Raw genomic sequence first — 12846 nt, 5'->3', positions numbered from 1 at the left:
GGATGCGCATTATAGGGACTTTAAAAATTCATGCAAGTGTTAATTTCAATTTTTTCTCCGTTTGTCTCTTATTTGTTCAAATCTCTTTACAGAAAACTTTTTGGTATAAATAAAATAAATATCATTGGCTATCGAAAAACAATTTATTAAGTATAAAAATCACTAGCGTTTTTCACTAATTAGAGAAAATAGTGTAATAAGTATCGATAAAAATGTAACGCCTTATCAAAAGTAAAAGATCAAGCGATCTGGTGAGTATATCCTCAAGAAAAAATAACCATCAACAATTTGCCTAAATTGTTTTACGGTCATCCATCCTCCATTTATAACCGACAACATTAGCCAATGTCCTTATTACTATTGAATGCATTTATTCAAATAACGGAGGTGAAGATCAATTGGTTGAAATGTATGCTCTCTATCACATAAAACAAAATTGACCCATTCGCTCTCAAACGAATGGGTAATTAGAAAGAGTGATAGGTAACTTAATAGAGATGTGTATAATAAGCAAATATTTGGTGATTAAAAAGATAAGAAATGAAAGCTTAGGTAATGCACTAATTATATTATAATAGTTAAATCACATCCGTGATTTCAGATAAACACCTTACCAATTTTCAGAGGATTATTTTAGCCATAGAGTGTAAATAACCCAGTATTATTCTATATATTAAATTATATTTCTATACATACAACCTTGTATTTTCACTACCAATTTTGAAAATATTATTTCATTAAACAGCCATTTACTTCTCTAAATATAAAAGTCATACAGTTTCTTTTAACAAAACACACCTTAAAAAGAACTAAATTACAGCGTGAATGAGATTATTTAACGAAACCCACCAATAAGATATTTTGCTTTATTTTTAAAAACTAATTTTATTATGTTAGCAATAATGATACTTATAACTAAAGTAGAAACCCAAAAAATAACTGCGCCCAATGATGCCAGCCAACCATTGTCGGTTTTGATTATATAGCTTAACGGAGACTTATACAGCAACCGTTCAAGCTCTAATACAATAATTTCATGAATAAAATAGATAGGAAAACTTACATTAGCCATATAAGAAAAAAATTTATATAGCTTTCCTTCATTTGTTGTTTTGTAATTGAGCCAATCTAAAAAATAAAGTGCTAATATAAATAAAATAATCTTTTGTAATGTATCATAATAAATACTTTCAATACCAAAATGGCTCATATAACGATAAGCAAAAGGAACAAAAAAACATAAACAAAAAAAGGATGTGACTAAGAACAAATTATCTTTCACTGTTTTCATAATAGTTTGATAATTTTGTTTTATCATCATACCCGTTAAGTACACAGGACCATAATGCAACAAATTTAAAATAGGTTGAGTAAAATCAGGTTTAGTAAATATTACAACCCAGAACATAGAAATCAAACCAGCTACAATTAAACTCTTTTTAGACCAAAAATATAACAGTGGCGCCATTAAATAAATAATAATAATCATCGGAATAAACCACAATGGTAGTAGTTGTGTTCCAGTCAACATCATCCTAATTATTGAACTAATGACACTAGATTCAGTCGATGAATACCACGGTAAGTTAGATAAATATTGATAATGAAAAAATATAAAACAAAAAATTGATACGGAAATATAAGGGCACACAACGGTTTTAAATTTTGATAAATAATAAGTTTTTGTATCAAACTTGTAAGTTAAATGTTGAAATAAAAAGCCAGCAATCAATACAAAAAAAGTAGTAAAATTAAACGCAAATAAATTTAAAAAAGAAAACAAATAGCTATTAGAGATTAAATGACTATTTTTAAACACACCTAAACAGTGACTAAAAACAATCATAATAATTGCAACGCCACGTAATACATGAATGGAATGAATTTTTTGCGACTTTTCTGTTATCATTTTGGGGGATTATAAATAATGAAGTAAATTGGCATACATTATCACATTTTCATGCAACTAGAACCACTATTTACAAAATAAAAATTAGGAAAAAATATAATAAATATATCAATTAATTACAATATTTTACTCAATCTAATTTTCGAGCCAATTTATTAATAGCAAATGAGCAAATAGGAATAATTTCACGTTTTTCTTGCTGTAATCGTTTTACCACAAGATCTAATAAATTATCAGCGATACCTTGTCCTCGGTAAGCAGGATCTGTGTAAGTATGATTAATAGTAGCCTTATCGTTTCCCACCCTTGTAAAAGTCATTTCAGCTATTTCTTTATTGTTAGCATCACACACATAAAAACGCTCATTGTCTTCTAAAAAATGTAATGCCATAAAAGATTACCTCTATATCGTTAATTAATTGTGGAACACATCCATATTTGATAAATTCCAATATCCTATTAAGGTAAATTTAATCCTATATCAACTAATTTTAGAAAGATTAATAGACAAATAGGTGATTGTTTTAAAATTTTATTTTCAACAATTCACCTATAATAAAACAATTAGAGCTTTATTAATGCAAATTATGCTTTAGTCGCACAACAAGTAATTAAAATAAACGTTTAGCTGTATTGTAAAGGTCTATATCAAATGGACGTTTCATATTATTGATAGCTTCAATAATATTATGATGTACTAATTTACCATTTTGTACACCTACGCTTCTACCAGCATGACCTTGTAGCAACAATTCAACAGCATAAGCCCCCATACGAGAACCTAAAATACGATCATAAGGAACAGGAGAGCCACCACGTTGCACATGACCTAATACTGTTGCACGCGTTTCGTGATGAACCGCCGCTTCAATGTCTGCTGCAAGTTGGTTTACATCACACATATGCTCTGTAACAGTTACAATTGCATGTTTTTTACCTTTTGCAAAGCCTAGTTTAATTTCTTCGATTAGATCTTCTTTAGTATAAGAAACTTCGGGAATAATCATAAACTCACAGCCACCAGCAACAGAAGCATTTAAGGTTAAATCACCACAGTCTCGCCCCATAATTTCAATAACTGAAATTCGGTTATGCGAAGAACAAGTATCACGTAATCTATCAATTGCTTCAACTGCAGTACTAAGGGCAGTAAAATAGCCAATAGTATAATCAGTACCACGGATATCATTATCGATAGTACCAGGTAAGCCAATACATGGAAAACCTTCTTCAGTTAATCGCATTGCACCCATATATGAACCATCGCCACCAATAACCACTAAAGCATCAATTTGATGTTTTTTTAAATTAGCAATGGCTTTTTGTCTTACGTTTTGATCTTTAAACTCTGGAAATCTAGCCGAACCAAGAAATGTACCACCACGAGTAATAATATCTGATACACTTGAACGCTCTAATTGAACAATACGATCTTCACAAAGTCCCATATAACCATCATAAATACCAAAGACATCCAATCCTTCTGCTAATGCAGTTCTTACAACACCACGAATAGCAGCATTCATTCCTGGAGCATCGCCACCACTGGTTAAAATACCTATTTTTTTTATCATATGAAACAACTCCAAATTATTAACTTTTCGTTATTATAGAGTCTTAACAGATATCTAACAATAGACAAAAAAAGCTATTTTTGATTAATTTTTCTGCTCTTTTATTTCGGTTGGCACAACGGAAATTGGATCTTGGTGAATAATTACTGTTGCTGGAGCAAACTCTTTAGAGATATGTTTTTCAATAGCATCAGCAATAGCATGTGCTGTAATTAAAGGCATATCATCATCTAGCTCAAGATGCAATTGAATAAATTTTAAAGGACCTGCTTGCCGGGTTTTTAAATCATGAAAACCTTGTACATCTGGGTATGAAGCAACAATTTCAGCAATACGTATTTTATCGCTATCAGGCAAAGCGCGATCAAGTAAATCCTGAATGGCGCCATAAGCAATGTGATAGGCGTTATAACAAATATATAAAGCAATAAAAGATGCAAAAACTGCATCAGCATAAGTAATGCCATACCAACTTAAACAAAGTGCTATGATAACGGCAATATTCATCCACATATCGGAAGAATAATGTAGCATATCAGCCTGAATAGCATTACTGCTAGTCATTTTGACAACGTGTCTTTGATATAAAACAAGAACAGCTGTAATTACAGCAGAAACTATCGAAACAGCAATTCCTAATAAAGGAAGTTGCAACTCACTTGGGTGAATAAAAGATCGAAGACTAGAAAGTAACAAAATTATCGCAGAACCAATAACAAATGCACTTTGCGAGAGTGCAGCTAATGATTCGGCCTTACCATGACCAAAAGTATGCTCATCATCTGCAGGTTTTAGCGCATAACGGACTAAAAAAAAATTGAATCCAGAAGCAAGTAAATCGATACTTGAATCTAATAATGATGCAAATAAACTTATTGAGCCTGTTACCCAACAAGTAATCAATTTAATGAAAATTAGAAAAATTGAGATTAGAACAGCAATTAATGTTGCTCTTTTAACTAATCTTTCGTACAAATGTAAATTTGACATTTGATCCCTATTCATCGATAGGATTCTATCCCCAATGGAAGAACTAACTGCTGAGCAACCTCGGCTGCTTTTGTCCTTCCTAACAATACATCGATAATTTTTAAAGCAAAATCAATGGATGTCGCTGGACCTTGGCTGGTAATAACTTTATTTGGTTCATCAAAATAAACTCTATCAGCTTTCCAGTTTTTAAATGCATTTTTAGTGGTTGGATAACCAGTCATACTAGCATGCGGAAATAAATTATGATGCTGTAAAACCATAGCTGGCGAAGCACAGATTGCAGCGACTATACCGCCATTTTGATGTGTTTGTTTTAATTTCTCGATCAACAATGGGCAATCTCGAAAATTTTCAGCTCCTTTTAAACCACCAGGCAGAATCACAACATCAAAATCAATATTTTGAATATCAAAAATCGTTTTTTCTGCCAAGATTGTTACCCCACGGGAACATGCTATTTCACGAGTACTTGAAATGCTCACAGTAGTAACATTAATATCTGCTCGAGTTAATAAATCAATTGTTGTTACTGCTTCGGTTTCTTCACAACCATTTGATAGAAATATTAATGCTTGTTTTGCCATTATTGCGCTCCTTTGAACAAACAACTTACTAATTTTTTAGTAAAAACAAAGACTACTTTACCCTTTCAATATTGGCGCCTAGTTTTCTTAATTTTGCCTCAATATTGTCATAGCCACGATCAATATGGTAAATGCGATCTACGGTCGTTAAGCCTTCAGCAATACAACCAGCTAAAACTAAACTTGCAGATGCCCGTAAATCTGTTGCCATCACTTGTGTGCCGCTCAGTTTTTCAACACCATGAGTAATTAAGGTATTACCCTCAATTTCTGCCCTAGCCCCCATACGGATTAACTCAGGTACATGCATAAATCGATTTTCAAAAATAGTTTCTTTAATGATACCTGTACCTTCAGCAACCATATTCAATAATGAAAATTGTGCTTGCATATCGGTAGGAAACCCTGGATGTGGAGCAGTATGAATATTTACCGCTTTCGCTCTGTTTCCCTGCATATCTAAACAAATCCAATCGTCACCAACTTCAATTTTAGCACCAGCCTCCTTCAATTTAAAAAGTACAGCATCAAGCAAAGTTGGATCGGTTTTACGACAAGTGATTTTACCTTGAGATATAGCTGCTGCAACTAAAAAAGTTCCAGTTTCAATGCGATCTGAAACGATCTCATGCATGCCGCCCCCTAAGTGCTCAACGCCTTCAATTTCAATACGCATTGTACCTGCACCGGTAATTTTAGCGCCTAGCATATTCAAGAATTTGGCTGTATCAACAATTTCAGGTTCACAAGCCGCATTTTCGATTACGGTTTTACCTTCAGCTAAAGTTGCCGCTGACATAATCGTAACAGTAGCGCCAACACTCACTTTATCCATCACAATATGAGCACCTTTCAGTCTTCCATTTACCGATGCTTTAACATAACCTTCATCAAGTGTGATTTTCGCACCTAATTGTTCAAGACCATTAATATGAAGATCGACAGGTCTTGCACCAATAGCACAGCCACCTGGTAATGAAACTTGTCCTTTCCCAAAACGAGCAACAAGCGGACCTAAAGCCCAAATTGAAGCACGCATAGTTTTCACCAGCTCATAAGGTGCACAATAGTTATTAAGATGACCTGCATCAAGATGAATACAATCATTTCGTTCACATTTTACGCCTAGCTGACTTAACAATTCCAAAGTTGTGTCGATATCTTTCAACTTGGGAACATTCCGAAGTTCTACTGGTTTTTCAGCTAAAATCGCAGAAAATAAAATTGGTAGCGCGGCATTTTTTGCGCCAGAAATAACCACTTCACCATTTAGCGAAGTTGAGCCTGTTACGTGAAACTTTTCCATTGTTAACTCTTATGCGTGACAAATTGGAGAATATTATAGAAGTTATTTACTAATAGTTAAATGAATTTGATGAAAAAATTGAAATATCACCTTTTTTTAAAACACTCACAAAATAAGTAAAATCAACAAGTTTAAAAAATTTTATCTGATTTTAGAATCTAGTAACAATTACGATCAATCAATGATTGACTCAAACAAATTAGCGCCTTATATTGGAATCTATGAATTTTTAAATATAATTTGATTTATGTGATATAACCTGCAAGGTTCTCATATCTCAATACGATAATATTAAATTAAGAGAAAAGATATGTTTGATTCACTCGCAAAAGCAGGAAAATATCTGGGTCAAGCCGCTAAACTAATGGTTGGTATTCCAGATTATGATAATTATGTTCAGCATATGAAGCTCACTCATCCAGAACAAACCCCGATGACTTATGAAGAGTTTTTCAAAGAGCGCCAAGAAGCAAAATATAGTGGCAAAGGTGGATTTAAGTGCTGCTAATAATTAAGAGATTATAAATGACAAGTCTTACGCCATTGCCACTGTTACCAGTTACCTTATTAACAGGATTTCTAGGTTCCGGTAAAACAACACTTATCAATTACTTGTTAAGACATAACCATGACGAAAAAGTAATTATTATTGAAAATGAATTTGGTCCGGTCAACATTGATAGCAATTTATTAAATGTTAATACTGAAATTCAAATTGTCGAAATGACTAATGGCTGTATTTGTTGTTCGGTACAAGGGGAACTTACTGAAGCATTACATAAATTACATATAAAACGTTTAGCTGGTGAATTACAATTTGATCGGCTGATTATAGAAACAACAGGTCTTGCCGATCCAGCACCGATTATCCAAACTTTTTTTATTGATGATTTAATTCGTGAGACAATTCAGCTTGATGGAGTTATTACGCTTGTCGATGCCAAGCATATTTTAAAACATCTTAATGAACATGGTGTTGCCCTTTCACAAATTGGTTTTGCAGATCGCATTATTTTAACTAAAACCGACTGTATTAATGATGAACAAAAAGCAAAAGTAATTAATCGAATTCATAAAATCAATCATAAAGCGATCATATTTGAAGCTATAAAAGGTCAAATACCAAAATCGCAATGGCTTGATATACATGCCTTTGATCTCAGTGATGAACTCACAATAAATAAAGGCTTTTTTATTATCAAACCGACCAAAAAACTTGAAACAAACTTTCAACCTCTACCACTTCAAAAACAAGCTGCATCATGGGAAGACAATATTTGTTCTTATCTTTTTGAGGCTGGCGAGCTCGACCTGAAAAAAATTGGTACTTTTATGGAGAGCTTAGTCGAACAATATGGCAACGACATGTTACGCTACAAAGGTGTTTTAGCTATTAAAGGTAACGATCAACGATTAATTGTTCAAGGTGTACATAAAGTCGTAGGATTTGATTATGGATCTTCTTGGCAAAATTTGTCAGAAAGGATATCACGATTAGTAATAATCAGTCGTAAACTCCCATTTGATGAATTAAATCAATTGTTTTTGAAAACAGTATCAGACCAATAACAAAGATTAACACATGAAAAAATTGAAATCACATCCTTTTTTATACTTAAACGCATACATTCCTGAAACTTTTTGACAAGTCAACAGGCATGGAGAAACGCATATCTCAAATAGCCACACTTGATTTAATTTGCTAACATACACGCTTTTTAAACCTGATAAAACAAGCAACACAATAAAATGGATTACGATATCGCAATCATAGGACTTGGACCCGCAGGCAGTACGCTAGCCCGTTTACTTAGACCTTCTTTCAAAGTCATTGCATTAGATGCAAAACATCAATCAGGAGATGAAGGTTTTCAGAAGCCTTGTGGGGGACTATTAGCAGAGGATGCACAAAAGATCTTTGTTCGCCAAAATTTGAACTTACCTACTGATATTTTAACAGATCCTCAAATTTTTAGTGTCAAAACTTATGACTTACAAGCCAAACTTGTTCGCAATTATCAACGAAGTTATGTGAGTTTCGATAGGCATAAATTTGATCTATGGCTAAAATCTTTAATACCATCAAACGTAACTGTTCTTCATAATACACTTTGTAAGGAAGTAAGGCGTATCATTGATGGTTATCAAATTACCTATCAAACTGAAAATAAGACTGAGCATAATATCACAGCTCAATATGTGGTCGGCGCTGACGGTGCCAATTCCCTTGTTAGACGGATGCGATATCCTCAGCATACAATAAGACAATATGTAGCAATACAACAATGGTTTACAGAGCAACGCTCAAATCCATTTAATTCGTGTATATTCGATAATGAATCAACAAATTGCTATGCTTGGAACATTTCAAAAGATGGTTATTTTATCTTTGGTGGTGCTTTTCCCAAAAAAGTAGCAAATAAAAATTTTGAGCAATTAAAAGAAAAATTAGCTACACAAGGATTTATTTTTGATAAACCGCTCAAAACAGAAAAATGTTTAGTGATTTACCCAAATCGATTACGAGATTTTTATACGGGCAATGAAAATATCTTTCTTATTGGAGAAGCGGCAGGTTTTATTAGTGCAAGTTCTTTAGAAGGTATTAGTTATGCTTTAGATAGTGCGGAAATTCTAAGTAAAGTCTTAAATAACGGTCACTCAAAACCCAATAAATGTTATTATCAACGTACAATTCCACTACGTTTCAAGCTTTATAGCAAAATTGTGAAAGCTAAACTATTAACAACCCCTTTATGGCGTAAGTTAATAATGAAAAGTAAGATTCAGCATATTGAACAAATTTAATAATATAAAATGGTAAAAAAATAATGATGAAATATATAGGAAAATATTAGTTATGTTTGATGTAAATGATTTGATTCGTTTTAACCACGAATGGTCAGAAAAAATAGAGCAAGAAGATCCAGAATTTTTTAAACAACTTGCTGTTGAACAAAATCCGAAATTTTTATGGATTGGCTGTTCAGATAGTCGTGTGTCAGCAGAAAAACTTATCAAGCTTAAACCTGGTGAGCTATTTGTTCATAGAAATGTAGGCAATCTTGTTATTCATACCGATCTAAACTGTTTATCAGTTGTTCAATATGCTGTAGATGTACTTAAAATAGAAGATATCATTGTTTGTGGTCATTTAGGTTGTGGTGGAATTCGTGATGCGGTTGAAAATCCAGATTTAGGGTTAATTAATAACTGGCTACTACATATTCGAGATCTATGGTTTCGAAACAGTTCACTACTAGGCGAATTCCCACACGATACCCGTTTAGATATTTTATGTGAACTTAATGTGATCGAGCAAGTATATAACCTAGGTCACTCTACAATTATTCAATCTGCGTGGCAACGAGGTCAAAAAGTTAATTTACATGGTTGGGTTTATGGGATTCATAACGGTAAAATTACTGATTTGCATATCACATCATCCAGCAGTGAAAATCTTGAAATTAACTACCGAGAAGCTATTTCTTATCTATTAAATTTACATAAATCACAATAATTAACTCCGGTTTTTTATTTAAAACGATAGATAGTTTGATTACTGCTTCCTCGCCACAATAGACGAGGATCAGCAAGTTCTTGTACAAACTTTCCATCGATTAATACATCAATATAAGGAATAACCGCTTGTTGTTGAGAAGTTAACTCATCAAGTTTATACCCAGTCCAAAGCCAGATATCTTTATTATTACACTCTGATTTAACACGTTTAACCAACTTTAATATAGTTGGAACATTTTGAGGATGTAAAGGATCACCGCCAGAAAGCGATAATCCTTGGCGTTTTATCTCAGTATCTTGTAAATCTTTAATGATTTGATCTTCAAGTGACTGTGTAAATGGCAAACCTGAATTTACGCCCCATGTACTTTTGTTATAGCAACCAAGGCACTGATGAACACAACCTGCCACAAAAAGTACACAGCGAGTTCCTTCGCCATTAACGACATCAACAGGATAATAACGATGATAATTCATAAATATTGCATTTATTATTAGCCAATTTGTCCATTATTCAAATGTTTAACTCGACGTTTTACCTCTTCTTGTTTACCTGCATTAAATGGACGGGCATCAGGACTACCCAAATATCCACAAACACGGCGAGTTACAGACACTCTTGAAGAGTCATGATTACCACAACTTGGACAAACAAATCCTTTACTAGTACACGAAAATTCACCTGTGTAACCACATTCGTAACATTCATCAATTGGTGTATTAGTTCCATAATAAGGCACTCGAGTATAACTGTAATCCCAAACGTCCTCTAATGCTTTGATGTTGTTAATCATATTTGGGTATTCGCCATAGCAGATGAATCCGCCATTTGCGATAGAAGGATAAGTTTTTTCAAATTCGATTTTTTCGTACGGATTAACTTTTTTCTCAACATCAAGATGGAAGCTGTTTGTATAATAACCTTTATCAGTAACACCAGCAATTACACCAAATTCGGCGGTATCAAGTCGACAGAATCGATCGCATAAATTTTCGCTTGGTGTACTATATAAACTAAAACCATAGCCAGTTTCATCCTTCCATTGATCTACCGCTTTACGTAAATGCTTAACAATTATACGCCCTTTTTCACGTAATTTATCACTATCAAATGGGTGAGTTTGATTTCCGTAGAGTGCATTTAAGGTTTCATGAAGACCAATATAACCTAAAGAAATTGAAGCACGACCATTTTTAAAAATTTCAGAAACACTATCGTCTTCGTTCAATCTCACACCGCACGCACCTTCCATATATAAAATAGGCGCAACACGTGCTTTTACACCTTCAAGTCGAGCAATACGCGTCATTAATGCTTTTTTACATAGCACTAAACGTTTATCTAAAATTTCCCAAAAACGTGCTTCATCGCCTTTAGCTTCAATTGCTATACGAGGTAGGTTTAAACTAATCACACCTAAATTATTACGTCCATCATGAATTAATTGACCATCTTCTTCATATACACCTAAAAAGCTTCGACAACCCATTGGCGTTTTAAATGATCCAGTAACTTCAACCACTTTATCGTAGTTCAGAATATCTGGGTACATACGTTTACTTGCACACTCCAACGCAAGTTGTTTAATATCATAATTAGTATCGCCTTGTTTATGATTAATACCATCTTTAATGGCAAAAACCAGTTTTGGAAAAACAGCTGTTTTATGATTTTTACCGAGTCCTTTAATCCGAACTTTTAAAATAGATTCTTGAATTAAACGTGATTCCCAGCTAGTTCCTAGACCAAAGCCAAAAGTAACAAACGGAGTTTGACCATTAGCGGTATGTAAAGTGTTGACCTCATATTCGAGAGATTGAAACGCATCATAACACTCTTTTAGCGTTCGACTTTTCGCATAAGCCTCCGGATTTGGAATCTTCCACTCTTCAGCAACTTGTTTATGTTTGTCATAACTGATGGTAACAAATTTTGCTAGTACTTCATCAATACGATTGATAGTCGTCCCGCCATAAATATGACTGGCGACTTGCGCAATAATTTGTGCCGTTACTGCTGTGGCTGTCGCAATTGATTTTGGTGGCTCAATTTCAGCATTACCCATTTTAAATCCATTAGTTAACATACCATCTAAATCAATTAACATACAGTTAAACATTGGGAAAAATGGCGCATAATCTAAATCATGATAGTGAATTTCACCACAATCATGAGCGCGTGATATGTCTTTTGGTAATAAATATTGTTTAGCATAATGCCTTGCTACAATACCTGCGAGTAAATCACGTTGAGTTGGGATCACCTTGCTATCTTTGTTAGCATTTTCATTTAAAATAGCAACGTTACTTTGCTCAATGAGCCCACGAATATCTTGATTTAGTCGGCTACGTTCTTCACGAGCGCGATCACGATCATGGCGATACTCAATATAAGTTCTTGCTAATTTTTTATAGGGGCCTGACATCAACTGATTTTCAACCGCATTTTGAATTTCGTTGATATCAACACTTTCTCGTTCGGTCATTTGATTAGTAACCACACGAGCAACCGTTGCACAATAATCTGGATCATGAACATTAGCCGCCACCGCAGCTTTGACAATGGCATCTCTAATTCGAGTCTCATTAAATGCAGTTTGACAACCATCTCGTTTAATTACTACAGGCATATACACTCCTCATAATTAGCCCCTTGTCATCAGTGTTATATCAATATTAATATTCTTTGTTATTATTCATTTTTATCAAATTATTCGTTTTTTATGATATAACCTTAGACTTTCATACCACTTACACAATACTATATATAGTCAACATTATGCGAATTATACACTATATATAGTGTTTTTCTAGTTTTTTAATAAATGAAATGACTTTAAAATTTTAAAATCAATAATGACAAGCATTTACGAGGTACTAAGATATTGAGATAGAAACATAACAAATAAGTTTACTAAAAAAGAATAAACAAAAGTGCAAAACTTATTTGCACTTTTG

General features: G+C 33.4%; 12 protein-coding genes. 4 read left to right on the top strand and 8 right to left on the bottom strand.

The annotated features are described in order from the left end of the window. Positions 1-835: 835 nt before the first annotated feature. The 6 genes from BQ5209_RS03945 to murA all read right to left on the bottom strand — a co-directional run bounded on the left by BQ5209_RS03945 (position 836) and on the right by murA (position 6366). Complete coding sequence (locus BQ5209_RS03945; protein WP_085247246.1) at positions 836-1909, bottom strand: acyltransferase family protein; 1074 nt, start codon at positions 1907-1909, stop codon at positions 836-838. Positions 1910-2039: 130 nt separating this feature from the next. Continuing rightward, positions 2040-2300, bottom strand: a complete 261-nt coding sequence (locus BQ5209_RS03940) for a GNAT family N-acetyltransferase (RefSeq protein WP_085247245.1) — start codon at positions 2298-2300, stop codon at positions 2040-2042. A 220-nt stretch (positions 2301-2520) separates the two neighbouring features. Next, positions 2521-3483 carry a 6-phosphofructokinase gene (pfkA, locus tag BQ5209_RS03935; protein WP_085247244.1) on the bottom strand — a complete coding sequence of 321 codons (963 nt, stop codon included), beginning with the start codon at positions 3481-3483 and terminating at the stop codon, positions 2521-2523. An 84-nt stretch (positions 3484-3567) separates the two neighbouring features. After that, the gene (locus BQ5209_RS03930; protein ID WP_143421840.1) at positions 3568-4473 is read right to left on the bottom strand and encodes a cation diffusion facilitator family transporter; all 906 of its coding nucleotides are present in this window, start codon (positions 4471-4473) and stop codon (positions 3568-3570) included. A gap of 11 nt (positions 4474-4484) precedes the next feature. Next, on the bottom strand, positions 4485-5060 hold the full coding sequence (locus BQ5209_RS03925) for a DJ-1 family glyoxalase III (protein ID WP_085247242.1): 576 nt from the start codon (positions 5058-5060) through the stop codon (positions 4485-4487). A 52-nt stretch (positions 5061-5112) separates the two neighbouring features. Next, a complete protein-coding gene (murA, locus tag BQ5209_RS03920) occupies positions 5113-6366 on the bottom strand; it encodes a UDP-N-acetylglucosamine 1-carboxyvinyltransferase (protein ID WP_085247241.1) in 1254 nt (417 codons plus the stop codon). 310 nt (positions 6367-6676) lie between these two features. Between murA and BQ5209_RS03915 the strand changes: the two genes are divergently transcribed. From BQ5209_RS03915 to can, 4 genes are all read left to right on the top strand, one after another. After that, positions 6677-6874, top strand: coding sequence for a YbdD/YjiX family protein (locus tag BQ5209_RS03915; RefSeq protein ID WP_065607622.1), 198 nt, complete (start codon positions 6677-6679; stop codon positions 6872-6874). A gap of 17 nt (positions 6875-6891) precedes the next feature. Beyond that, positions 6892-7935 carry a CobW family GTP-binding protein gene (locus BQ5209_RS03910; RefSeq protein ID WP_085247240.1) on the top strand — a complete coding sequence of 348 codons (1044 nt, stop codon included), beginning with the start codon at positions 6892-6894 and terminating at the stop codon, positions 7933-7935. Positions 7936-8115: 180 nt separating this feature from the next. Next, a complete protein-coding gene (locus BQ5209_RS03905) occupies positions 8116-9174 on the top strand; it encodes an FAD-binding protein (protein ID WP_085247239.1) in 1059 nt (352 codons plus the stop codon). A 52-nt stretch (positions 9175-9226) separates the two neighbouring features. Then, positions 9227-9886, top strand: a complete 660-nt coding sequence (gene can, locus BQ5209_RS03900) for a carbonate dehydratase (RefSeq protein ID WP_085247238.1) — start codon at positions 9227-9229, stop codon at positions 9884-9886. A 14-nt stretch (positions 9887-9900) separates the two neighbouring features. On the opposite strand, the gene nrdG is transcribed toward can, so the two are convergent. Next, positions 9901-10365 (bottom strand): anaerobic ribonucleoside-triphosphate reductase-activating protein, encoded by a 465-nt coding sequence (gene nrdG / locus BQ5209_RS03895; RefSeq protein WP_085247237.1) that lies wholly within the window; start codon positions 10363-10365, stop codon positions 9901-9903. 17 nt (positions 10366-10382) lie between these two features. Then, a complete protein-coding gene (nrdD, locus tag BQ5209_RS03890; protein WP_085247236.1) occupies positions 10383-12518 on the bottom strand; it encodes an anaerobic ribonucleoside-triphosphate reductase in 2136 nt (711 codons plus the stop codon). Positions 12519-12846 lie beyond the last annotated feature (328 nt).

This window comes from Gilliamella mensalis (genome assembly GCF_900103085.1).
In the GTDB taxonomy this organism is placed as follows: domain Bacteria; phylum Pseudomonadota; class Gammaproteobacteria; order Enterobacterales; family Orbaceae; genus Gilliamella; species Gilliamella mensalis.
The sequence above is the reverse complement of the archived record's forward strand: the minus strand, read 5'-3'. Positions and strand labels throughout refer to the sequence as shown.